Annotated in this window: 15 protein-coding genes and 4 pseudogenes; 12 read left to right on the forward strand and 7 right to left on the reverse strand. The window is 34.0% G+C overall.

Features of this window, described 5'->3' with window-relative positions; genetic code table 11:
• The first annotated feature begins 1 nt into the window (after position 1).
• Positions 2 to 859, forward strand: a complete 858-nt coding sequence (locus AAGD70_RS03595; protein WP_341814102.1) for a hypothetical protein — start codon at positions 2 to 4, stop codon at positions 857 to 859.
• On the opposite strand, the pseudogene AAGD70_RS03600 reads toward AAGD70_RS03595, so the two are convergent.
• Positions 834 to 1,658, reverse strand: a pseudogene (locus AAGD70_RS03600) (IS5-like element ISWpi1 family transposase). The gene AAGD70_RS03595 and the pseudogene AAGD70_RS03600 overlap by 26 nt on opposite strands.
• A gap of 89 nt (positions 1,659 to 1,747) precedes the next feature.
• A pseudogene (locus AAGD70_RS03605) lies at positions 1,748 to 2,599 on the reverse strand (IS630 family transposase).
• A 124-nt stretch (positions 2,600 to 2,723) separates the two neighbouring features.
• Here AAGD70_RS03605 and AAGD70_RS03610 point away from each other — a divergent pair.
• The 4 genes and pseudogenes from AAGD70_RS03610 to AAGD70_RS03625 all read left to right on the forward strand — a co-directional run bounded on the left by AAGD70_RS03610 (position 2,724) and on the right by AAGD70_RS03625 (position 14,357).
• Positions 2,724 to 3,556, forward strand: a pseudogene (locus tag AAGD70_RS03610) (IS5 family transposase).
• A gap of 711 nt (positions 3,557 to 4,267) precedes the next feature.
• Positions 4,268 to 5,524 (forward strand): hypothetical protein, encoded by a 1,257-nt coding sequence (locus AAGD70_RS03615; protein ID WP_341814103.1) that lies wholly within the window; start codon positions 4,268 to 4,270, stop codon positions 5,522 to 5,524.
• 189 nt (positions 5,525 to 5,713) lie between these two features.
• Positions 5,714 to 14,212 carry an ankyrin repeat domain-containing protein gene (locus AAGD70_RS03620; RefSeq protein WP_341814104.1) on the forward strand — a complete coding sequence of 2,833 codons (8,499 nt, stop codon included), beginning with the start codon at positions 5,714 to 5,716 and terminating at the stop codon, positions 14,210 to 14,212.
• Between the two features lie 22 nt (positions 14,213 to 14,234).
• Positions 14,235 to 14,357, forward strand: a complete 123-nt coding sequence (locus tag AAGD70_RS03625; protein WP_341814105.1) for a hypothetical protein — start codon at positions 14,235 to 14,237, stop codon at positions 14,355 to 14,357.
• 198 nt (positions 14,358 to 14,555) lie between these two features.
• On the opposite strand, the gene AAGD70_RS03630 is transcribed toward AAGD70_RS03625, so the two are convergent.
• Positions 14,556 to 15,434, reverse strand: coding sequence for an Rpn family recombination-promoting nuclease/putative transposase (locus tag AAGD70_RS03630; protein WP_341814106.1), 879 nt, complete (start codon positions 15,432 to 15,434; stop codon positions 14,556 to 14,558).
• Between the two features lie 120 nt (positions 15,435 to 15,554).
• Here AAGD70_RS03630 and AAGD70_RS03635 point away from each other — a divergent pair, with 120 nt between their 5' ends.
• The 5 genes from AAGD70_RS03635 (at position 15,555) to AAGD70_RS03655 (ending at position 20,498) form a co-directional block, all read left to right on the forward strand.
• Positions 15,555 to 16,472: a helix-turn-helix domain-containing protein gene (locus tag AAGD70_RS03635; RefSeq protein WP_065095433.1), complete on the forward strand. Its 918-nt coding sequence runs from the start codon at positions 15,555 to 15,557 to the stop codon at positions 16,470 to 16,472.
• A 171-nt stretch (positions 16,473 to 16,643) separates the two neighbouring features.
• Positions 16,644 to 17,300 carry a RadC family protein gene (locus AAGD70_RS03640; protein WP_065095434.1) on the forward strand — a complete coding sequence of 219 codons (657 nt, stop codon included), beginning with the start codon at positions 16,644 to 16,646 and terminating at the stop codon, positions 17,298 to 17,300.
• 99 nt (positions 17,301 to 17,399) lie between these two features.
• A complete protein-coding gene (locus tag AAGD70_RS03645) occupies positions 17,400 to 18,581 on the forward strand; it encodes a hypothetical protein (RefSeq protein ID WP_065095186.1) in 1,182 nt (393 codons plus the stop codon).
• A 65-nt stretch (positions 18,582 to 18,646) separates the two neighbouring features.
• Positions 18,647 to 19,561: a helix-turn-helix domain-containing protein gene (locus AAGD70_RS03650; protein ID WP_065095187.1), complete on the forward strand. Its 915-nt coding sequence runs from the start codon at positions 18,647 to 18,649 to the stop codon at positions 19,559 to 19,561.
• 25 nt (positions 19,562 to 19,586) lie between these two features.
• The gene (locus tag AAGD70_RS03655) at positions 19,587 to 20,498 is read left to right on the forward strand and encodes a helix-turn-helix domain-containing protein (protein ID WP_065095474.1); all 912 of its coding nucleotides are present in this window, start codon (positions 19,587 to 19,589) and stop codon (positions 20,496 to 20,498) included.
• Between the two features lie 92 nt (positions 20,499 to 20,590).
• Here AAGD70_RS03655 and AAGD70_RS03660 read toward each other — a convergent pair whose 3' ends face one another.
• Positions 20,591 to 21,514, reverse strand: a complete 924-nt coding sequence (locus tag AAGD70_RS03660; RefSeq protein WP_065095196.1) for a patatin-like phospholipase family protein — start codon at positions 21,512 to 21,514, stop codon at positions 20,591 to 20,593.
• Between AAGD70_RS03660 and AAGD70_RS03665 the strand changes: the two genes are divergently transcribed.
• Together AAGD70_RS03665 and AAGD70_RS03670 are read left to right on the forward strand one after the other, a co-directional pair.
• Positions 21,513 to 22,043 carry a phospholipase D family protein gene (locus tag AAGD70_RS03665; RefSeq protein WP_245611749.1) on the forward strand — a complete coding sequence of 177 codons (531 nt, stop codon included), beginning with the start codon at positions 21,513 to 21,515 and terminating at the stop codon, positions 22,041 to 22,043. The genes AAGD70_RS03660 and AAGD70_RS03665 overlap by 2 nt on opposite strands.
• 22 nt (positions 22,044 to 22,065) lie before the next feature.
• Positions 22,066 to 22,890, forward strand: a pseudogene (locus tag AAGD70_RS03670) (IS5 family transposase).
• 234 nt (positions 22,891 to 23,124) lie between these two features.
• On the opposite strand, the gene AAGD70_RS03675 reads toward AAGD70_RS03670, so the two are convergent.
• The 3 genes from AAGD70_RS03675 to AAGD70_RS03685 all read right to left on the reverse strand — a co-directional run bounded on the left by AAGD70_RS03675 (position 23,125) and on the right by AAGD70_RS03685 (position 24,111).
• Positions 23,125 to 23,280 carry a hypothetical protein gene (locus tag AAGD70_RS03675; protein WP_167347043.1) on the reverse strand — a complete coding sequence of 52 codons (156 nt, stop codon included), beginning with the start codon at positions 23,278 to 23,280 and terminating at the stop codon, positions 23,125 to 23,127.
• Between the two features lie 326 nt (positions 23,281 to 23,606).
• Positions 23,607 to 23,909 (reverse strand): type II toxin-antitoxin system RelE family toxin, encoded by a 303-nt coding sequence (locus AAGD70_RS03680; RefSeq protein WP_233395579.1) that lies wholly within the window; start codon positions 23,907 to 23,909, stop codon positions 23,607 to 23,609.
• Positions 23,887 to 24,111, reverse strand: coding sequence for a hypothetical protein (locus AAGD70_RS03685; RefSeq protein ID WP_010962565.1), 225 nt, complete (start codon positions 24,109 to 24,111; stop codon positions 23,887 to 23,889). Before AAGD70_RS03685 ends, AAGD70_RS03680 begins: the two co-directional genes overlap by 23 nt.
• Positions 24,112 to 24,123: the final 12 nt, after the last annotated feature.

Genomic DNA, 24,123 nt, shown 5'->3' on the forward strand with positions numbered 1-24,123 from the left:
TATGCCAAGTAATGTCAAGCCGCTTGAGTTGGTACAGCTTCTGTTAATGGGAAATACATCAAAAGATGAGTTCTTAGGTTTTCAAAAAAGGTTCCAATCGTTTATCAATCAGTCTCCTTCTTTTTTGCATTCAGTTGGAAAGGAAGGTTTTTTTCCTAGTTTCTTTTTTGGTATGTTTGCTACTGTATTGGATACAGAACTTGCTACTAAAATTGGTATCAGAAAACTTTCTTTTCGTTTTGATGATAATAGAACTTTAAAAATAGCTGTATTAACTAATGAGAAAATTAAGTGTATAACCTTGTCTGATCAAGTTGGTGGTAACAAGCATCTAAAGTTTTCTCGAGAAGAGTTAGAAAAAATAGCACAGGGATGGAAAATTGCAGAAGAGTTTAATAAACTAGAAAAAGAAGAGCATGAAATAACAATTACAGGAAAAGAAGTAAAGTACGAAAATGTTGATCCAGCTTTTAGTAAAAAGACTGATTATTCACAAAAAGGTTTTACAGAAATAGAAAAAGATCGTGACCAACAAGACCTAGAGAGCTTAATTTCAAAATTGAGTAATCAAGATTTCGAAGAAGTAAAAAAGAACGCTAGAAGAATGTTTAATTATATTACAAATGTCTATAAGAAATATGAAAAAGAAACTTTATTTAGTGGTGAAGAATCAAGTCATCATGGGTTTTTAGCTGGGTTTTTGATAAATTTTAAGTATCGTTTTCACCTAAAACTTTATCTCGAATTATTTGCTGGAAAAGGTTACGCAGACATTATTTTACTTGTGCGCGGTTCTGATAAGTCGCTAAGAGGTTGTCCGGAAACAAGTAAATTCAAGCATATTCCCTCTTTAACATAACCCTACTCATAGCTAGGTATATGAAATTCTCAGTGGATGTTGTGAGTAAATCATACTCCTTCGATAGCCTTCTATTCCTATTAACCCAAGCAAAAGTCCTTTCTACAACCCATCTTCTTGGCTGTACTTTAAACCCTTGTTCTCTTGTTGGTAGTAGCTCAGGTGGCGTATCTTTGTGCACCCAAAATCTACATGGAGGCCTTTTAACAATTTCAATATCTATGTCATATTCTTCCTTTATGTGATTCTTTAAATTTCTTCCTTGGTATCCCATGTCAGCCCACATTTTTTTAACTTTAGTATATTTTGTTCTCATATTGTTTAATGCTATTTTAATACCATCTCTATCATTTTCGTTAGCAGCGCCTACGTAACAACCTAGTATAAAACCCTGAGTGTCTGTAATTATATGCCTTTTTCTACCCTTTACTTTTTTACTTCCATCATAGCCTTTGATCCCCCCTTTTCTGTAGTCTTTACAGATTGACTATCTACTATACAGGCACTCGGCTGCTCATTCCTTCCTATTTTTCTTCTACTATATTTCATAATTCATTTTCTCAAAAATTCCCTGCTTCTTCCATTGCCTGAACTGCTCATACACAGTCTTCCATAGCGGAAAATCATTTGGTAAATACCGCCATTGACACCCTGTACGCAATACATAGAAAATTGCTTCTAATATTTCTCTTTTGCTATACTTTGGCGGCCTTCCTCCTTTCTTGTATGATACTCTGAAGTGTTTTTCTATTCTTGCCCATTCCCTTTCGCTTAGATCTGTTGGATACTTTTTTCTCATCTTTACCCCGTACTAAAATTTCAGATATTATAGCCTTTTACTTGTTTCCGGACAACCTCTATAGCATTTCTCATAATAGTCCAAACAGGTCATAGGAAGGCAGAATCAACAGCACGACGAAAGGATTCGAATAGAGGAATGTTTTTCCTGGCTCTGTTTTTTATAGCAAACCAATGATGCTCAATTTTGTTGAAATCTGGAGAATAAGGCGGCAGATACAAAATTTCTGCACCAACCCCTTTAGCAAGCTCGATAATCTTATCAGACTTATGAAAAGTAGCATTGTCAAGAATGACAGTCTGTCCAGGTTCCAAGATCGGTGTCAAAAATTGCTCAAACCATCCATTAAAAACATCCATATTACAGTGGCCTTCAAAGGTTAACGGAACAACTATCTTTCTTCCACTTAAGGCTGCAACCATACTGATTCGTTGAGTTTTCTTTCCAGATTTTAAGGCATAAAACCGCTGTCCTTTCTGGCAATATCCGTAGTTCGGTGTTATCAATGCCAGACTCATCTATATACACTAAGTTTTTAGGTTCTTTTGTCGCTATAATTTTCAAAAATTCAGCACGTTTTTCTTCGTTTCTTTCCTTGTATCCATATGTCTTTTTTTGCGCGTAAATCCAATTTTTTTAAGGGCTCGATAGATCGTTTGGATACTAACGTTGTTCCAAAGTTTAGCCATTTCCGATAGAGTCTTTCCTCCGTGTTCTCTGGCAAATTTGGCAAAGGTATCCCAGTCGGTAATTTTGTGATTGTAACCCCCATTTCCAAGTTTTTTTGATTGAAAGTCTCCTGTTTCTTTTCTTCTTTGCTGCCACTCCCATAAAGTAGTTCGTCCAATCTTAAATCTTGCTGCCACTGTTTCTCTGCTTTCTCCTTCGTCTAGCGCTTCCATTGCTTTTTTTCTTAAATCATAACTATATGCTGCTGGCATTCAACCTCCTTATCATCATCTACCCTTATCCTATCACATCCGGACTTTTATGGAAAGAGCTATAAGAGGTTGTCCGGAAACTAGTAAAAGGCTATAATATCTGAAATTTTAGTACGGGGTAAAGATGAGAAAAAAGTATCCAACAGATCTAAGCGAAAGGGAATGGGCAAGAATAGAAAAACACTTCAGAGTATCATACAAGAAAGGAGGAAGGCCGCCAAAGTATAGCAAAAGAGAAATATTAGAAGCAATTTTCTATGTATTGCGTACAGGGTGTCAATGGCGGCATTTACCAAATGATTTTCCGCTATGGAAGACTATGTATGAGCAGTTCAGGCAATGGAAGAAGCAGGGAATTTTTGAGAAAATGAATTATGAAATTACAAAATATAGTAGAAGAAAAATAGGAAGGAATGAGCAGCCGAGTGCCTGTATAGTAGATAGTCAATCTGTAAAGACTACAGAAAAGGGGGGATCAAAGGCTATGATGGAAGTAAAAAAGTAAAGGGTAGAAAAAGGCATATAATTACAGACACTCAGGGTTTTATACTAGGTTGTTACGTAGGCGCTGCTAACGAAAATGATAGAGATGGTATTAAAATAGCATTAAACAATATGAGAACAAAATATACTAAAGTTAAAAAAATGTGGGCTGACATGGGATACCAAGGAAGAAATTTAAAGAATCACATAAAGGAAGAATATAACATAGATATTGAAATTGTTAAAAGGCCTCCATGTAGATTTTGGGTGCACAAAGATACGCCACCTGAGCTACTACCAACAAGAGAACAAGGGTTTAAAGTACAGCCAAGAAGATGGGTTGTAGAAAGGACTTTTGCTTGGGTTAATAGGAATAGAAGGCTATCGAAGGAGTATGATTTACTCACAACATCCACTGAGAATTTCATATACCTAGCTATGAGTAGGGTTATGTTAAAGAGGGAATATGCTTGAATTTACTTGTTTCCGGACAACCTCTAACTAATGAACCAGTTGCAGGTCCTTCTTGGCAGATATGAGAGATTTAAAATTTTTGAAAGGCTTGAACTAATATAGAAAAGATTTTATAAAAACATCAGCCTATTAGTGCCATGACAAATTTAGTTATTTACTTTTTACAAAAACCACAAAAAAGTACCTACCTTCGTGAGAGCGATTTAAATAAAAGCAGCGTTGTGAAAATAAAAGCTTGAAATTGTTGTAACAAAACTAAGTAAATTAATTCATATCTAAATGCGGCAAAAATAGGCTAATATAGCTAGTTTTGTGGTATAGTAGAATTATTATAAAGAAAAGTTCGAACGGTACACTTGGTAGACCAACGCATTCCAAGAAAAATAGTTCTCACCGCTCTTGGTTTTGAGTGCTGAAAATGGTTGTTTTACTTGAGATCTTAATAATATGTCTTGCTAAATTAATAGCAGTTTATTTTAGAATAATAATTAAGGTAGATTTATAAAAAACAGAATTTAAAAGCAAATAAAAGGCCTTGTATTGAGCCTGTTAAGAGCCTTTTGCAAAAAGTTATTCAAGCCTAAAAAAAATTTCAAATTGAGGATTGACAAAACTTAGAAAAGGGATATCTTACTTGAAGTGCCATCAAGTTACTATAGTGTATGTTAGATGTAACAGTTTCCATTTTTTTCCATTCATAAAGGGGTGATCATGCTACGTTCAGATATTCCAGAAGCTTTGTTTTCATCCATTAGAGAAGATGATCCCTATAGAGCATCTAAGCTTTTTCAAATTGAACGCTGGTGCTATGCAAATTGGCGTCTACACCAAAAAAGTGGACAGAAAGGATGTAATTTTCTTGCACAAGTGTTGTCTGGTGAGGATTGTTGGAAAAAAGTAGACAATTTACACGGAGTTAAGCTTGATAGGCAAATGGTAGGTAAAAAATTGATTGTGCAAAATTCAAATAATCCTTTTAGTACTGATAAAAGATATGAGATTGCCTGTCGTTATTGCCTGGAAGAAGATATTATTGCTCTATTTGAAGAGAGAAAAAATAAACTATCAGCTCAAGGTAAGAGCAGTCTGTTGGAGTATGGTCACTTAGTTAAGACTCTAGGAGGCAACCTTTTAATAGTTTTTTGGTCACATTTTGTTAGTGGTTACATCTCTAAACTAAATTTAGATGGCTGTCATCCATATGAGTACGGGCTTAAATGTGCTATGAGTTTTAAGCAAGAGCAGGCAGTGGAATTTTTCTGGAATAAAATAAAGTTATTACCTGAAAATGAAATGAACGCACAGAAAAAGGATGAGATCTTGATGAAAACAGCGGTATATGCAGCAGGTAGTCGTTGTAATAGTTATCCTGAAATATTCGAATTTTGTTTTAGTCAAATAACTCCTGATAAATATCTAGAACTTCTAAAAAGAGACTTAGCTGAAAATGGTTATTATGGTAGTCTAAACACGCTACAGGGTGCACTTCGCTTTGATCAATTCCAAAAATTGTTTGACTATTTGAAACCAAGTAATGTTTCAGAAGATAAATATCTTGTCTGGCTACACTATATAAAAACAGAGAACAGCTCATATTATGCTGGTGAAGGTGCAAAGCTTTTTATGCATATGTGGAGAAAGGAGGGATTTGATAGCCATCGTACTTATGTGCTGAAGGAAGAAGTTTGTAATAGATCTTGCTTTCTTGTTACAAGTTTATTAGTACCTTGGGTAAATCAAAATTACATGGAACCGGTATGGGCGGTATTAAGTAAAGCTAATTCTGATCAAATTAAAGAATTTATGGATTCTAGACAAGCGGAGTATATACGATCTGTGTTGGAAAAAAGAGATACTGATTCACTAAATAAATTTTTATCATACGGTAAGTCTACAGCTGAAGAGTTTACTAGCTTAACTGAGGTTAAATTAAGCAAAGCGTGTGAGCAATTAGAGTTGAGTAATTAAGAGGTATTATAAGGCAATTCTATAAAGTAGGTGGTGGTTTCTTGTTACTACTTTAGCTTCTGTCAAAAAGATGTTGCATTGTAATACAAATGTTATATACACAAGTCAGCATATAAGCAAAAATAGCTTTTATTATTGATATCTCTGATAATAAATAGTGGGTTTAGTATAATATAATGAAGGGGGTTTATGTTCAAGATACAATATCCAACAGATCATCTAAAAAAAGAAGATGTTAACTCAAAGATTACTGAATTATCGGATGAAATGCAATATATAGAGCAAGCTAGAGAATTTTCTCAACTTAAGCGTTATCGGAGATCTGATGTTGATTCCGAAAGTGGAAGTCGGATTAAGAAAATCGATGTTCCAGGAGACGGTAGTTGCTTATTTTGGTCTGTTACTATGGCTTACTTAATACCTGTGAGAAACGACGATGCTTTATTTCGACAAAGGTATGAAGTACTATTTGGAAATGAAGGAGCTGTAATTCAAAATTTAGATCGTATTAGGAATTTGGTAAGGAATTTAAGTACTGCCAATTATGATGATACATTTGCAAATTTAGTAAGAAACGTATTTCGTAATCGAGTAGTTGATCACATAAGTTCTCATAGAAACGAGTTCAGAGGTTTTGTTGAAGGTGATTTTGAGCGTTACTTGGAAAACATGAGGAACCCTAATAATTGGGGAGGTGAGACTGAAATAAGAGCAATGAGTGAAATACTTAGCGCAACAATTAGTGTTTCTGGTGAAGTTGAAACTCAATATGGTAATGGAGATATTCAAATACAGTTATTTCATGTTGGTGTACCAGGTAAACGAAATCATTATAACTTTGGTCTTGAAAGGAATATTATCTCTAATAATAAAGAGCTTGCAAAAGGTTTAAAAAAAGTCATGGGTAAAGGAAGGCCACAAGATTTTGAGTTGATACAGTTATTAATAGAGGAAGCAGGTACAGAAGTTGGCACAAGCAAGCAAGAAGAGGATTTTAGATCTTTCGAAACAAGATTTCAGTCATTTGTGGATCAGATTCCATCTTATTTACACTCTGTAAAAAAAGCAGGGTTTTTTACGCACTTCTTCCTAGGTAGTTTTTCTATTTTGCCGGATACAAAGATTGCAGAAAAGTTAAATATTAAAAAGATTTATTTTAGTTTTGATACTTCGAAAACTTTAAAAGTAGCTATTGTTAAAAATGGTCAAATTGGAAATGCTGAAGACGCTATTAATAATATAGATTTATTTTCCATTTCAGAAGGTAAGCGTGGCCATCAGTTTACTGTTAATGAGTTGGAGAGCATATTAAGAAATAGTATAGATAGGAGTAAGATTAGAGATCGGAACGTTGAGCAAAATATTAAGAATGAAATTCAAGATAGAATAAAATCCAGATTAGTACAGATCTACAAAAGAAAGGATGGAATTTTTGTTAATATGGAAGTTAAAGAGATACTTGATTCTGCTACTAGCAAGGAATTTCATGAAGTAGAGAAAGGAATATGGAATAATCCCGAAGGTGATATAGCGAAGCTATCTGATTCTGATGCGCAAACAGTTAGCAGGTCTTTAAAAAAAGTTCTTGAAAAAATTAATAACGTTCATTCTGAGTATGTAGGATCAGTTGTCTATGATAATAGTGCACGTGAAGCAGCACATCATGGATTTATGGTAGGCGTTTTCATGAATTTCCACTATAGGTATAATCTTAGAGTTTATCCAGAGCAATTTGCAGGTAGGGGTTATGCAGATATTATCCTGCTAGCTCGTGGTCCTGATCGTGCATTAGACTCTATTCCCATTATTATTGAGTTAAAAGCGGGAGAAGGTCCTAATGCTACTCCAGATAAGGCTTTGCAACAAGCAGAAAGGTATGCACAAGGTTTCCAACCAAATGTTCAGCGAGTTTTAACTACTGCAGATAACATTTTATGTGTTGGTGTCAACCTTGATAATCCGTCTCCTATCTCTGATATTAAAGTATCAAATCGTGGAGAAGAAATAATTCCTCTTTTTCAAGATATATTAGAATCTACTAAGGATTGGGACACACAGACAATCGGTAAAAGGGAATTAAAAGAACAGGTAAAAGATAATTTGGAGCGTATTTATCATACATTTCCTGGTACATCGGAGAAGGGAGATAATCATTATTTCAGTAGGTTTTTACTAGGGCAATCATTATTATTAAGTGAAGATTCAGGAACAAGTTTAAAAAAGTACATTTTTATCTATGGAGATAATATACCTACCGAAGTGCATCCTAATCTTCGTAGGCTTAGACGTCCAGCAGCTGAAAGAGCCAGAGAAAGATTGTCAGCTAATCTTGATGCAAGCCATGCAGTTGTAACGATGGTGCTCATTCCAGAAAATATAGAGAAGTTGGTTTATGTGATAAATATTATTGAAGCTAATAGAAAAGATGTTCTGAACATGCTAAATGAAGTGCTCCCTCTTGAGAGGTTAAACAGAAAAATAGGAGATAGGGAAATAGTCGAATTAAATCTTAATTTTGATACTAGATACAAGTCAGATTTTAAAAGATATCTTACTATTTGGGCTGAAAAATACAATTCTTTACAAGAGTACAACAACGGAGCTGAGAGATTTCAAGGTGCTTTCAAAGAAGTTCCTTATCCTAATGAATTAAAAGAAACATTTGATCAAGCATTGGATACTCAGTCTTTATCAACAAACGAGTATAATAAATTGTTAGAAAAAATTGGAGAAGGGATCTTTCCTTTTAAGAGTCTCGTTAATAAAGAAGCTCATTTCCAGGGAATATTGAATGGAGTATTTAGTTATTATAGCGACCTAAAATTACAAGAATCTCCAGAAACCAGAGCATTAGTTTTAACTGAGTTTCAAACTGGTAGAGGGGAACGTATTGACATGCTAGTTCATGGTATTAAGTTTGTAGCTCAAGGTGGAAATGCTGAGGAGTACACACCAATAGGGTTGGAACTTAAGACATCAAGGCAGGGCAAAGGAGCTCAAGCTTTATTGAGAGAAGCAAATGATCAAATAAATGAAGAATACAAAGAAGGTGTTACCTATAAAACTCTTACAGATGGTGATGAGGTAAAGTTTATCGGTGTTGTTTTCGATAAAGGATCTAATAGTCCAAATAAACTTATTTTAACAAGTAGGACAGCTAAGGAAGGATTTATTCCTGTTGAAGTAGTTCATAGTTCAGTTCATATGTTACCTACTGTAGGGCAGTGTTCTAAAAGAAAATCTTCATCGCCGGAGTATCCACCAAGTAAAAAACCAAGAAGAGAAAGAAGTGTAAGTATGGCCTGCATAGATTCGTTTGATGAAGAAAAGATTACAGAGGAGGAAAAAGAACAACGTATCAAAGAGTTATTCAATGCTGACAAGGTAGCAGAAAGAGTAAAGAATATTGAGTTTTATGATCAGCTTTTCAAGGTTTCTCAGAAGATATCTGAAGGTGAAGTTATAGACAAAAATGTTGAAGAAGCATTTGTAGCAAAGATTAAAGACATAGATCTGGATTCAATAGACCCAGAGATTAGGGATATTGTGAAAGAAATGAAGGATAATATAGAGAACAAAGAAGAAGTGAAAAATATTCTGAGAAGATCCGGAGTAGCAGAAAAAATAGGAAAAGTAGCAGAAGGTGCAGGTCTTGCCTTTACAGTATTCTTAGTTGGTAAGCATATAGCAAATAGAGACATAGAGGGATTAGGCTACGATGCATTAAATCTCTGGGTAATGCCAAAGATTGGTGAAAAAATCTCTGGAAAGATATTAGAGTTGGGAACAAAGCTTGATTCTCAGATGTTGAAGGGGTTTGCTCCAGTTATGGGGCGTGCTATAAGTAATTTTGCGGCATTTTTAGGGCTAGCAGAATCAATTAAAGCAAGACAAAATGCAACAGATCCTGTAGATATAAAGATTGCTGACCTAAACATCGCAACTAATTCCATCTTTATAGCTGCAGATGTACCTGCAGTTGTTACGGAAACAATGTCAGCTATAGGTATGGAAGCAGGAATAATAGGAGAATTTGCCGGTCCGGTTGGCGCTGCTATTTCAGTTGCTGTAATCATTATAGCACAATTTGTAGAAGCAGGACTTGAAGTAGAAAAATTAGAAGAACATATAAAACTTACAGATCAAGAGAAACATGACTTGTATTGGGATTTCTTTCTTGATAAAAAAGTACCAGATTATATAGAAAATGATCTACAGGCAAAAGAGATATATAAACAGTATATATCAAGGATCTTAGATAAATTTGATAAGGATAGCTATACTCAGGTAGTCATGTCGTTACCTTCTATACTGATTAAGAAAGAAGAATATGCTACTAATTCTTATTCTCGTAATAAGAGGCAATGGGAAGGAATTGGTATTGGTATGCTTAAGGCACAGAGTCTGTGTGATCGTAAGATGAGAATAATTAGCACTAAGTTTAATTTTGAGCAAGAGGTAAGAGCTATATACCCATTCTGCAATGTAGAAATTGCTCGAAATTTTAACAGGGTGGTTCCAAGTACAATAGGAGGTTATAATCTTGTTTGTGGACCTCAGGGGGATAACGTTATTAAACAAGTTGTCAGTACACAGGAGCTAGCAGAACTACCAATGAGTTGTGATCCTTATGATGACAAATCCAGAGGGAATCAGGGCGCTATACTAAAGAAGATAGTAGAAAGGTGGTTTTTACAAGAATATACAACTGATTGCTATAATGCAGTTTCATATAACAGAAGTAATCCTTCTGAGTCTGTAAAGATGTTATTTTATATGTCAAATAATAACGCTTTTATAAATGTAACTTCTAATTATACCATTGATGTTATTTTTAATGGCAAAAACATATTGCTTGATAATTATGGAGTCAGTAGTCAAGGACTTGATGTACAAAATAGATATTATTTCAATAATCAGTTAAATAACTGCAAAATTTATAAAGAAGGCACTAATTTCTTCTACATAGCAAAGGATAATTTTGTGTGTAAATTAGGAATAGAAGGACAAAAGAACATAGTCATAACACAAGGTAATCTTACTACAGATTCAGTAAACATACATTCTATTATTGGTAGCAATAAAGCTAATCACATAAAAGTTTCTTATGCAGATTATGTGGACGGTAAAGGTGGCAATGATGTAATAACAGTAAAGAATTTTACCACAATAAAGGGTTATTTTGGTGATTCCATTCATGGAAAAGGTTTGGTGTTATTGCCGATGAATTTTAGTGATATAGATAAGGTGACTAGTGCTGACGGCATGGCAAATATCTATAATAAAAATGGGAACTTTATAAGCGTAGATAACCAAACATTGATAAAAACAAAAGATGGTTTATTTGTAACTCCAACTCTAATAAAAGTAGATGGTAAGACCAGCGTAGTAACAAACTTGCATGTGGCAAAAAGTGTAGATAGTGACGTTGTATTAGATGATGAATTAGATAATTTACGAAAGATAGACAATTCAAACTTTAATATTACAAAGCAATTATCAAGTGCTAATTATCATAGTACTATAGGTAGTTCCAGTAATCATATTTTTTATCCTGATAAAGAACATCATAATTTTTACTGGGAAGCTCCAAGTAATATAAGTCATCTTTATCTTTTCGATAACAAAAACGCTAATATTACGATTGCTCAAGCAAATGGTATATTAGATTTTAGCCAATTAAATTGTACATTAGATGATATACCATTTATAGAAAATAATAAAGGAGAAATAAAGATTAATAAAAATGGCCTAAATGTAACCCTGCTGCCAAATTATAAAGATGTTACAGTTACATTTAATGGGGAAGAATATTATAAACTTCAGAATGGAGAATTAGAGCGAGATTATTGCTCTCATAGCTTAAAAGTAGATGGAAGGTTTAGTGTTAATGGTACTAACCTTTTAAATCATCATAATTGTTTCACATTTGACTCAGACAAAGTACTTTTTTTGAAGCTAAATAATGATTTGCTATTGTTATCAGATAGAGGAGCATTATCAATATCGGATTACTATTCTTCTGTTAATAAAAACTGGGATTTATCTATAGAACTGAATAATAGAATTATGGAACCAGAAGAATTTGGAGAAAGAGCTGATGACTTTAGTTCTTTCAGGTATTACAAACCAGATGAACAAGGGTTACAGATTTATCATAATCAGCTTATTAATAAGAATGACATTGGTCTGGTTGATTTGAAAGGTAAGTCTATATTAGATTTCGATATGAAAGTTATGAATGATACCTTATTGTTATTACATAAAAATAACACTCTTGTAAAAGTAGAGAATTGGGATACTTACCAGCCAGCAAGAGAGGTGATGTTTGCTTTTAATGATGTAATAGTTTCTAACTCAAAGTGTATAGCTTCTACTTGTAACTCAGAAGATGTTATAGTGGAATTTAATAAAGAAAAAGCAATTCTATCGACAGAGCAACTGTTTGATGCTGTGAGACGAAATAATCTTAGTGAAGTTGAGGATCTTCTCAGTATGGGTGCAGATGTTAATATTAGAGATAAACGTAGTTGGGCGCCTTTGCACTGTGCTGCTGACAATGATAATAAGCTTGATATATCTAGGGCAATTTTAAATCGAAATGCTGATATTGAGGCTAGAACTAACATTGGGGAAACGCCTTTACATATAGCAAATGCTTATGGTCAATTGAAAATAATTGAGCTTCTTGTAGATAAAGGGGCTAGCCTTGAAGCTAAAACTAATGATGGTTTAACACCTTTGCATGTGGCTATTCAGCACAATAATACTACACCTAAAATAATTGAATTTCTTATAGATAAAGGTGTTAACATTGAAGCTAAAATCAAAGATGACCAGACACCTTTACATCATGCAGTTTTCAAAGACAGGCTTGATATAGTTAGAGTACTTTCAAGTCGAGGGGCTAATATTGAAGCTAAAAATAAAGATGGAAAAACACCGCTGGATATTGCTATTGATAAAAAATATGATAATGTTGAACGATATTTAAGACAAGTACAATTAGACAAAAAGTTGTTATTTGCTGTAGTGAGTCGTGAGCTTAATGAGATTAAAAATCTAATTAGCCAGGGTGCTAACTTAGAAGCCAAATATGGTGACGGTAGTACTCCTCTACACATTGCTTCTCGGAATAATTATTTAGATGTATTAGAATATCTTGTTAAAAGTGGAGCTAATTTAGAGGCAAAAAACCGCTATGGCAGAACTCCTTTATTTATTGCTTCTTGGAATGGTCATTTGGATATAGTAAAGTACCTTGTTGAAAATGGTGCTAATATTGAGGCTCAAGATGCATACAATAGGAAACCTTTGCATATTGCTGTTGACGCAAACAGGTTGAATGTAGTAAATCTACTTCTTGACAGGGGTGCTAATTTAAAGGCTACAGACATGTACGGCAAGACATCTTTAGACCTAGCTATTCAAAAGGGTTACGAAGATATAATAGAAGTTTTGAAACAAAAACAATTGGATCTAGATAAAGAATTATTAATTTCTACAGAAGAAGGAGATCTTGAGAAAGTTAGAGACAGTATCAGACAAGGTGCTAACGTTAATGTTCAGGGTAGGCAGGATTGGACTCCTGTGTTCTGGGCCATTCAAAAGAACAATTTTAATATAATTGAACTTCTTTTAGATAACAATGCTGATATTAAGGTCAAAGATAATGAAGGTTGGACACCTCTTCATTGGGCTGTGCAGTTGGATTCATTAAATGTAGTTAAATATCTTGTTGAAAAGGGTGCTGATATCAATGCTTTAACTGCTGACGGTAGAACATCACTAGATATTGTTAGAGAAAAACTCAGAGTAAATGATAAAAGTGAAGAATGTAGTGATGTTGTGCAGTGCTTAGAAAAACTCAATAAAGAAAGAGGGGGACATGTACAACGCAGACGCCGTCATCACCATGGAGATCATGCTCGTCATCGTAGTCACTTATCACGTAATCTTCTTGCTATAGATTCAAGTAATCAACCTGAGATAGCAGCAAGCAGTGGCACAAGACCATCTTCATGGATAAATGATTTGTTTAGTTGGGTAAAAAGCTCTGTGGGTGGGTTATTAAATCCTAAACCTGAGAAAATATCGAGCACTAAGGATTCAATCTCACAAGTTGATGCGCAAGTAGATGTAAATGGTACAATAATGTTACTTGACCTGCTGGCTAGAAAGTTTACAGGTCAGAAATATATTTCTACAGTAGATCAGTCTATATCTCCACTAGAGGCACAGGGTTATACATTAAACATTACAAAGAGATTTGAGAAAGTAGTAGAGCAAGCTGGATTAAAAAGTGGTGTATCAATGCATCGATTAAATATTGATTATATGGGAATGCAGAAAGAGATTACTAGAAAAGTCATGAGTGGTAAATTCAATGAAATTTCAGGGATTTTAAACTCATATGTAGAGAAAGCATGTCCTGGTAAAGAAGCTGGTAAATTAAGTCCGAAGAAATTTGACAAGTTTATAGCTCAATTTAATAAGGGTCTGCTAAATCAATCAATAGAGCAGATATTACACAACAGAGATGGTAGATTAGAAGTTGATGATGCAAAGCAAATGAGTTTAGAGCCTCAAAGTTATTTAAGTAGTGCTTCAGTTCACAGCCATTCAGAAGTATCAACTTGTCTTTCTGATATAGGAGTAACCAAACTTGGAAATACTTTGAGTAAGTAGATGAGAATATGGAAGATATAATATGCCAAATAGTGGAAAGCTTATAATAGAATTTAAAGTAAAGGTAGCCAAAATAATTAGGGAAACCAGTAGCAAGTTTGATAGTCTTAATACTAAAATGGATGAAGTAGACATTAAATGCTAAGTGGTTAATGTGTTTTCCATATTGAACTTACAGCACGTAGCTTTGATATAGAAGTTTGGGTAACGTTATGATAGTAATTTATATAATTCTATGTTCAATCTTTATAACCATTTTAGACAGTTCACTAGATTCTTAATTAGGGGATATGTCTAACTTAGAAAAGGTTTTCATAAATGTTAAAGTGAATAAGTAGGAGTATTATGTTTTTTCTTTGAGTTGTGAAATTTCAGAATGAGAGAGACCAGTAATTTGAGCTATAACATCTATAGAAACACCGGCCTTGAGTGAGTTTTTTGCAACTTCAATTTTACCTTCAATTTTACCTTTTTGATGGCCGATTTGGATGCCTTCATGAAGTTTTTCTTCAAGACTAGATAAATAATCATCGGTACGTTTCTTAGCTTGGTCATAAGCAAGACGTTCTTTTTTACTCCAATTATATTGGTTCAGCTCATCATAAGCCCTGCCAATAATTAAATCACTTCCTATTATTTTTTTTAGATCCTCTTCACTTGTTTCACCGGCGTGTTTAAAAAAATAACACCATTTCTCTACTATATTTTCTAATTGATCTTCTCTTTTTTTAAATTTAGGTAACTCTATAAAAGTAAAACTAAAGTCTCTGAGATCATGTTCAAAGGTCATCTTATCAAAAGTAACGTGATCAGACTTATAAGCCAGCTTATTAGGAAATAAGATGAAATCAGCAATAGCAATAAAGATAACGCCTTTAAGATCATGATACTGATCACCTACATCAGCTTGACTTGAATAGGCCTTAGCGGCATAGTATTGGGCACGTTTTTCAAAGCCAGTAGTTTTAGCGACTTGCATCTCAATTATTGTTTTTATTCCTGTAGAATCAACACAGAGAACATCAACAATGCTTTGCTTTTGAGAGGCGATGACAGGGTCTTGAATGGGACTGAGAAAGGAGACATCTTTAATCTTATTGTCATCGGTAAGACCTAGTATATCATTGAGAAAGTGAATAAGAATATCTTTATTTTTTTCGGTACCAAAGATACGGCGAAAAGCTATATCATTGCGAGCATCAAGAAACTTGGAAAGAGCCATGAGAAAGTAAGATAAAAAGCATTAATAATTATACACAATTGTGAAGAAATATTCAACTAAAATTGAAACGTAGAAGTTTTTGTATATCTTTATTTGGTAGTATTAACCTGTATAATATTTATGGCAAATACCTTGATAAAGTATCAGATAGCACAAAAAGTAAGGAGCTGGAGGTTAAAGCGAGGTTATACTCAAAAAGATTTAGCGGGAAAAATTGGCGTAACGTATCAAATAGTACTACAATATGAAAAAGGAACACGTAAAATTTCGATTGAAAAGTTGTATGCTATAGCAGAGATATTGTCGATTGGTATTGTAGACCTAATTCCTGTATCAAATGAAAAAATCTGTTTTGAAGATGAGGGAGAGAAAATATTAAATCTAGTAAGAAAATATAAAACGATTAATGATCAGGAATTACGTAGAATGTTTTGTTTACTAACCAAATTTGTTCAAGTTAGTGAGAAAAATAGTAAAAAAACGGAGAGAATAAAAATTGCAAAAGGTCTGGTTAAAGGAGGAGTTTCTGTTGATATTGTTGCAAAAACAATTGGTCTCTCTGCTGATGAATGTGTTGAAGAAAAAGGAGGTTCTATTTACTGCCAAATAGGAAAGAAGATAAAAGAATGGAGACTAGTGAGAGAGTATACTCAAAAGGATTTGGCTGAGAAAATGGATACAACACGTGACGAAATAAGCAACTATGAACAAGGACGTGTGGCTATTCCACTGGAAAAATTGTATACAATAGCGGAAACATTATCGATTAATATTACAGATCTACTAATAGAAGAAGATGAAGGTAGTAAAGTGGAAAATGAGCTACCTGATTTGATTAAAGAATACAAAGAAATTGAGAGCCAAGAACTACGTAATGTACTAATAAAATCTATGTTTAAAAGCATACAAATTTGTGAGGAGAAAATTAGAGAAGAAGAAAGAATCAAAATTGCAAAGAACTTAGTTAAAAAAGGAATTTCTACCGATATTATTTTGCAAATAACAGGCCTCTCTTTAGGCGAAATTCAACAAGTTTAAAATAAAAAAATCACCATATATTAATATCTTCACCTATTCATGAAAAAATAAGTAAAAAAGATTGAAAAATTGATTTGACTTCACTCGGAAGCTATGGCTCTATGCCAATGCTGATAAAAAAACAGCAGTAAATATTTAAAAAAAGTTTGTTGTTAGTGAAGGGTAAATTATATGAATAAAAGTAAAGAGGAAATAGAGTTCAGAATATTAGAAAGCAAAGGCAAAGCATTACTTGATCGTGAAATAATGGAAACGTTTCTAAGTGCAGTACATGAAAGGCCACAAGCTCAAGAAATTGCTAAAAATCTGGTGAATACTTATACAGGAGTAGGAAGGATTTTAGGCCGAGAAATGGATGACCTGAAAGTTATAGAAGGAGTAACTGATTCTGCAGTAGCAATGATTATGTGTGTTAAGGAAACACTAGAAAGGGTGCTCAGAGAAAAGCTTAAGAGTGAGCCAATAATGGACTTACAAGGGCTAGTAGAGTATTTGAACGTAAGTATAGGACACTCAGAAAGGGAATGTGTAAAAATACTGTATTTGAATAAGAGGCGCCAATTAATCGGAGAAGAATCCTATATTGGTGAAATGGAAAAAGCACCAGTATACATAAAGGAAATTATAAGAAAAGCATTAATAAAGAATGCAACATTAGTAATAATGTCACACAACCATCCTGGGGGACGCTTAGAACCATCAGAAGAAGATCAAGAAGTAACGAAGAGCTTAGCAGCAGCATGTAGTACTGTAAGCGTTAGATTATTTGATCATATTATTATCACAAGTGGAGGCTATTTCAGCTTTCGAGAAAACGGATTGTTATAGTAGAAAGTATTTGCAAATCTACTCACTATAATTTATAATGAGTAGTAGAGTGTATAACAACTATACACTTAAAAAGTATATTTAATAGCGGAGGCTAATATGGGTAATAAGATAATTGTACCTTTTAATGATAAAAAGGGAGGTACTTACGAATTAAACATTGATCTTGATAAATTATCAAAAGGTGAGATGTTGAATGCTATTATAGGAATTGGTCGTGCTAAAGAGCAGTCCACTTTTGTAAGCAAAATTAATAAGGCTAAAAAACCTGGAGAAGTGCCCTTCCCTAATAGAGACGTTCAAATCAACTACGGAAAGGGACTTGATTATATATATGGCACAAAACCTATAAGTGATCAAGAAGATAAAAATCCATTTACCTCTGCCTTGCAAAAAATAAAGCCAAGTAGAGGTGAAAGTGAAAAGTTGAGCTGGTTTAAGAGTACTGTGGTAAGAGCAAAAAGTCCAAATGAACTGCACAAGGCTGTAGACGAAGCACTAGCTGCTGGAGCAAGGCTAAATGCATGTAATGATGGGGAATGGAGTTTTGCAGAATATGTAGTATTAGGTACACATTTTCACAGATTAGAAAAAAGTGATCGAAAAAAGCTAATACGTAAATTAATGCTAAGCGGTGCAGAGTTTCATGATACTTTACTGCAGAATAAACTGATAGGTGAAATCTATAATGAGCTACAGCCAGAAGTTCAGCCACAGATAGATAAGCAACTAGAAGAGCTAGAGGAAGCTGGCGAAAGTGCTGTTCAAGAAGGATCCTTAATAGATTTCGAGATAGACAATACAACATCATATATAGAATTTTCTGATGATAGCAAGGTAGAGGTAGCCAAAATACTGGAAGCAAACAGAGGTTTAATTTTAAGAATGGGCAATAATGCAGTAGAGGTTAAAAGCGAGAAAGGAGATATAAGAAACTATACTGATATGTCAGATGGAAGCTCTATTGTATTAGAATTTCCTACGAGCATTGGTAAGCTAAATGTTATATTGTACCACGATGTAAAAAAATATGATCAAGTACAAGTCAGAGTAGAAAACAAGGAAATGTGGGCTGAGTTACAAAAAAGAGGCGAAGAAATAGGAAAAAATTGCCTCTTTGGGGGAGTAAAACTTAAAGAAGCAGTAGAGAGAGGTAGTTTCACTAGATGTGGCATATGGAGTGAAAAGTATGCTATAAAAGAGATTAGCAATGATGAAGTATTGTCTTCATGGGTAAATAGGGTATTTGGAGGTAGTAAAGAAACCTTTAGGGAACTTTAATTCATTTATTTTAAGGTTCCAGAGTTTACTGGAGCCTTTGAGCTATAGTAGAAAATATTATATATATGGTTTTTTGCGTGGAAAAAAGTCTAGACTATGAAGTAGGGCAAAAATTGAAAAGTTGGAGGTTAGAGCGAGGGTATACTCAAAAGGATTTAGCGGAGAAAATTGGTGTAAAGTACTGGGTAATACTGCAATATGAAAAAGGGAACCGTAGAATTTCAATTGAAAGGTTGTATGCTATAGCTGAGACACTATCAATCAGTATTACGGATCTTATTCCTGTATCAAAAAGCTGTCTTGAAGATGAGGGAGAAGAAATATTAAACCTAATAAGAAAATATAAGAAGATTAACGATCAGGAGTTACGTAAGATGTTTTGTTTGCTAACCAAATTTGTCCAAGTCAGTGAAAAAAGTAGTAGAAAATCGGAAAAAATAAAAATTGCAAATGGTCTGGTTAAAGCAGGAATTTCTGTTGATATCGTTGCAAAAACAATTGGTCTGTCTGCTGATGAATGCGTTGAAGAAAAAGGAGGTTCTATTTACTGCCAAATAGGAAAGAAGATAAAAGAATGGAGGCTAGTGAGAGAGTATACTCAAAAAGATTTAGGAGAGAAAATGAGTACAACCCGTCACGAAGTAAGCAACTATGAACAAGGAAGGACTGCTGTTCCACTTGATAAATTATATGAAATGGCAGAAGCGTTATCGATTAATATTACAGATCTACTAATAGAGAAAGATGAAGGTAGTACAGTAGAAAATGAGCTACCTGATTTGATTAAAGAATACAAAGAAATTGAGAGCCAAGAACTACGTAATGCATTAATAAAATCTTTATTTGAAGGGATGCATATTTGCGAAGAAAAAGTGAGGAAAGCGGAAAGGATCAAAGTTGCAAAGGATTTAGTAAAAGGGGGAATTTCTATTGATATTATTTTGCAAATAGTTGGTTTATCCGCTGATCAAATTGCATGAAAATTTATTTCTAAGTAAGGTATATATGTTTGTTTCTGTAAGAGATATTAGTTCTATAAGTTATAAAATAGGGCAAAAAATAGAAGATTGTAGATTAATGCAAAGGTGTACTCAAGCAGAGTTAGCAAGTAAAATCGGATTAGCATATAAAGAAGTAACCAATTATGAAAATGGGTATATTCCTATTCCGATTGAAGTACTATATGTAATAGCAAGAGTACTGTCAGTTAATGTTGTAGATCTATTACCTAAACCAATAACAGTAAGGGAGTATGAAGATGAAGACGAAGAAATACTCTATCTAACAAAAATATATGAGAATCAAAAGTTAGGCAAAATAGTACCTTCATTAGTCAGGTTTGTTCATATTAGCGAGAAAATCAATCAAGAGGAGGCAAGATTAGAAGTAGCAAAAAATCTAGTTAAAGAAGGAGTTTCAGTTGACATAATTTCCCAAGCAACCGGCTTATCTATTTACGAGTATGATAATACAGAGAAAGAAGTCTGCACTGATTCTATATACTATAGAGTAGGGCAAAGAATAAGAGAATGGAGATTGATAAAAAGGTATACTCAAAAAGATTTAGCAAACAAAGTTGGTTTAACACTCAAGGAAATACACGAGTATGAAATAGGATACACTGCCATATCATTTGATAAATTATATCAAATAGCAGAAGGATTATCAGTGAATATTAAAGTTCTGCTACCTAAAACAAGAGAAAGCAAAAAGCTATTGAGTTTAATGGATCAGTACAGAGAACAAGAATCATTAGATGCATTAGTCAAATCTCTATCTGAAGATATGAAAAGTGGCAAGGAAAAAGTTAAAAAAGCAGAGAAAATCAGGGTTGCAAAAAATCTAGTGAAGGCGGGTGTTTCTACTGATGTTATTTTGCGAGCAAGTGGCCTAACTGTTGATGAGTGTGAAAATTGAATTGTGTTTAAGATATAAGTAAAAATGGTTAATATATTATCTATTCTAAACCCTTATTTAGCTCTGCAGAATTTTTTTGGCATTTCTACGTATCAAGATAAAACATCACAGAATTTATCTATCAGTTCCTGATTGTCCTCTATCATTGCCTTTGCCTCTTGCTGAAGAGATTTGATATTTTTTGATGTAATATTATCCATGTCAGGTGATGCTATTTTTAGTTGCGATTGTATGCGTATATATTTATCAGCTATAACTTGATTAAGTTGATAGTTTACTGCATCTAAACTTGAAGAAAACATCACATGTATTAGTGGTTTTATCCAGCCTATTTTTCCAAATCTCTTTGAATTGGCATACTCTATGCTTCTGTCTGTTCTTCCAGTACCTATCGATAACAGTAGAATATCATCATTTGGAAATAACCTCTTACCACTTGCATATGCACAAGCCGCTGGATTATTTGCAAAAACCCCTCCATCCACTAATACCATTTCCTTTTGGTTGATTTTTAGATGTTTTGGTATGAAATAAGTAGGGGCAGCCGTTGCAGCTCTGAGTGCATCTTTCAGCTTAATATTACCTTCTTTCCAGCTTTTAAAGAAAAATGGACGATTATTGTGAATATCATAACTTGTTATCAGTACCTTACTTAATGTATTTTTTAGAATATCCTCTCCAAAATATTTATCCAGTACAAATTCAATATTTTTATGTGGATATTGTGCACAGTTAAACCAAGATAATATTGATCGCCTGAAGAATGAAGATTTAAAAATATATGACCCGTATTCTTGGTAAAATTCAACTAAATCATTGGCTGAGTATTGGGGATTTCCTTGTTCATCTTTCCTGCATAACCCTGCTACAACAATCCCACCAGTTGAAGTACCAGCCATAAGATCAAAAATCTGGGAAATTGTCTTCCTTGCTCTCTTTTCTATTTCTGCTAATATTATGGCTGGTATGATGCCTCTTATGCCTCCGCCGTCAATTGAAAGGATGTATTTAGTCATGAGTAGATATTTATTAGTTTTATTAACTTGGTTGCTTCTATCAGGATTTTCTAGTTGTCCAAAAACTACAGTATGTTTTACTCCTGGAGAAAATTGCACCAACCTAATAATTGATTCCGTGGATCATGCTAAAAAATCCGTGTTGGTTCAGGCATACCAATTTACCTCAAAGCCTATTGCTGAGTCCTTGGTTCAAGCTAAAAAGCGTGGAGTTGATATTAAGGTTATTCTAGATGAATCACAAACTAGTTCAAAACATAGTGTAATTAACGAATTATTTGAGCACAAAATTCCGATATGGATTGACTTTAAACCCGCTATTGCTCATAGCAAGGTAATTATTATTGATGAGCAAAAAATCATAACCGGATCATTTAACTTTTCAGATGCCGCTCAGCAAAGAAATGCTGAAAACCTACTGATCATAACAGGAGATTCTTCACTAGTTGAACAATACGTCAAAAATTGGAAAAATCGCCAATCGCAGTCTAAGAGGTTGTCCACAAACCAAGGAATACGTAGTATATAAAGAAAGAATATTGAGGTAAGAGATGAGGAAAAAATATCCAACAGATTTAAGTAAAAGGGAATGGGCAAGAATAGAAAAACACTTCAGAGTATCATACAAGAAAGGAGGAAGGCCACCAAAATACAGTAAGTGTGAGATAGTAAATGCAATTCTTTATATACTGCGCACAGGATGTCAATGGCGCTATTTACCACACGATTTTCCGCCGTGGAAGGCTGTGCATGAACAGTTTAGAAGATGGAAAAAGCAGGGAATTTTTGAGAAAATGAATTATGAAATATAGTAGAAGAAAAATAGGAAGGAATGAGCAGCCGAGTGCCTGTATAGTAGATAGTCAATCTGTAAAGACTACAGAAAAGGGGGGATCAAAGGCTATGATGGAAGTAAAAAAGTAAAGGGTAGAAAAAGGCATATAATTACAGACACTCAGGGTTTTATACTAGGTTGTTACGTAGGCGCTGCTAACGAAAATGATAGAGATGGTATTAAAATAGCATTAAACAATATGAGAACAAAATATACTAAAGTTAAAAAAATGTGGGCTGACATGGGATACCAAGGAAGAAATTTAAAGAATCACATAAAGGAAGAATATGACATAGATATTGAAATTGTTAAAAGGCCTCCATGTAGATTTTGGGTGCACAAAGATACGCCACCTGAGCTACTACCAACAAGAGAACAAGGGTTTAAAGTACAGCCAAGAAGATGGGTTGTAGAAAGGACTTTTGCTTGGGTTAATAGGAATAGAAGGCTATCGAAGGAGTATGATTTACTCACAACATCCACTGAGAATTTCATATACCTAGCTATGAGTAGGGTTATGTTAAAGAGGGAATATGCTTGAATTTACTTGTTTCCGGACAACCTCTTAGTAAATTTCTCAAACACTTGCGGTGTAGGTTAGTTGCAAGTTAAAAGCAGCTAAATCGCTCTTAATCAAGCGTTTTAGAATAAAAAAAACGCCGATATTTTAGTACATAGTAAATAGCCAACCACCATGGGGCTTCTTTTGCCTTTTTTTTCATTTGGTAAATTTCTTAAACATTTATAGTTGCAATTTAAGAGCCCGTAAAGGGTGTCATTCCAGTGCCCCTGTGATGTATTCCAGTGCTTGACACTGGAATACAGTTTTCCATATAATCTCATCGAAAATGTTGTAACCACTTTCCATGCTAGTTTGCTTGTGAACAAGCAAACTTTTCTGGATCCCAGTGTCTGGGCACTGGGATGACAAGAGAAGGTACTAGCCTGACACCCTGACAACCGTCATCCCGCTGCTTGTTAGCGGGATCTATGCTAATGCCCTTTTATTCTTTCAATTATGTTATTTCCATTTAAATCTGTCTGTTCCGCAACTTCAGTGAATACAGTTGAATACTCCCTCAAACTGATCGTCATAACTTTACCCTACTTTGAATAATATTTTGATCATTACATATTGTAACAAAAAAAAATCAACTCATTTCTTCTAACGGCTCTATATTAAAGATAGAAAGTCCAGAAGCAATGACGTGTGCTAAGGCTTGGACAAGTTGCAGCGGTGAGATCTTTCTTATATTTTTAATTGTGTAATCTTCTGTGTTTGTAAATGTTTTTTCTATACCCCACTGCAGTAATAAGTACTTTACGTTCTGAATGATTTATGATGTAAATTATACGGTAGTTGCTAACCCTTATCCTATATTGCCCTCTAAAGCTATGACATAAAGGCTTTCCTAGATTAAAAGGATCAACTGTAAGGCGTTTCTTTATGGCCTCCTGAACCATTAATTTAATCTTTGCCGGAAGAGCTGGAATTTCTTTTTCAATAACATTTTTTAAGAATTTTATAGTGTAAGTTTTATTTCCAGATGTTTTCATCATCCTCTACTTCTTCTTCACCTTCAGAGAGGCGATCGTCAGCTATTTTGGATAGCTCTACATCTTCTTCGAACTCTTCTTCCACTAAATCTACTAAAACTTCAGGAATAGTTTTATTTTGAGTCTCTGCCATTTCTGTAAGATACTGAGCCAATTTACTGTCAAAACTTACATTAACATTGAGCTTTTTTTGACTGTGAGCCATATATTAACCAGA

Origin of the sequence: Wolbachia endosymbiont (group A) of Nomada flava (genome assembly GCF_964027055.1) — a bacterium.
GTDB classification, from domain to species: Bacteria; Pseudomonadota; Alphaproteobacteria; order Rickettsiales; family Anaplasmataceae; genus Wolbachia; species Wolbachia pipientis.

Bases quoted from the DNA above. Each gene is read 5' to 3' on its own strand.
- AAGD70_RS03685 (WP_010962565.1), bottom strand. From the start codon at position 24,111: ATGGCTCACAGTCAAAAAAAGCTCAATGTTAATGTAAGTTTTGACAGT.
- AAGD70_RS03640 (WP_065095434.1), top strand. From the start codon at position 16,644: ATGAATAAAAGTAAAGAGGAAATAGAGTTCAGAATATTAGAAAGCAAA.
- AAGD70_RS03615 (WP_341814103.1), top strand. From the start codon at position 4,268: ATGCTACGTTCAGATATTCCAGAAGCTTTGTTTTCATCCATTAGAGAA.
- AAGD70_RS03635 (WP_065095433.1), top strand. From the start codon at position 15,555: ATGGCAAATACCTTGATAAAGTATCAGATAGCACAAAAAGTAAGGAGC.
- AAGD70_RS03625 (WP_341814105.1), top strand. From the start codon at position 14,235: ATGCCAAATAGTGGAAAGCTTATAATAGAATTTAAAGTAAAGGTAGCC.
- AAGD70_RS03660 (WP_065095196.1), bottom strand. From the start codon at position 21,514: ATGACTAAATACATCCTTTCAATTGACGGCGGAGGCATAAGAGGCATC.
- AAGD70_RS03630 (WP_341814106.1), bottom strand. From the start codon at position 15,434: ATGGCTCTTTCCAAGTTTCTTGATGCTCGCAATGATATAGCTTTTCGC.
- AAGD70_RS03655 (WP_065095474.1), top strand. From the start codon at position 19,587: ATGTTTGTTTCTGTAAGAGATATTAGTTCTATAAGTTATAAAATAGGG.
- AAGD70_RS03645 (WP_065095186.1), top strand. From the start codon at position 17,400: ATGGGTAATAAGATAATTGTACCTTTTAATGATAAAAAGGGAGGTACT.
- AAGD70_RS03595 (WP_341814102.1), top strand. From the start codon at position 2: ATGCCAAGTAATGTCAAGCCGCTTGAGTTGGTACAGCTTCTGTTAATG.
- AAGD70_RS03665 (WP_245611749.1), top strand. From the start codon at position 21,513: ATGAGTAGATATTTATTAGTTTTATTAACTTGGTTGCTTCTATCAGGA.
- AAGD70_RS03650 (WP_065095187.1), top strand. From the start codon at position 18,647: ATGGTTTTTTGCGTGGAAAAAAGTCTAGACTATGAAGTAGGGCAAAAA.
- AAGD70_RS03680 (WP_233395579.1), bottom strand. From the start codon at position 23,909: ATGATGAAAACATCTGGAAATAAAACTTACACTATAAAATTCTTAAAA.
- AAGD70_RS03620 (WP_341814104.1), top strand. From the start codon at position 5,714: ATGTTCAAGATACAATATCCAACAGATCATCTAAAAAAAGAAGATGTT.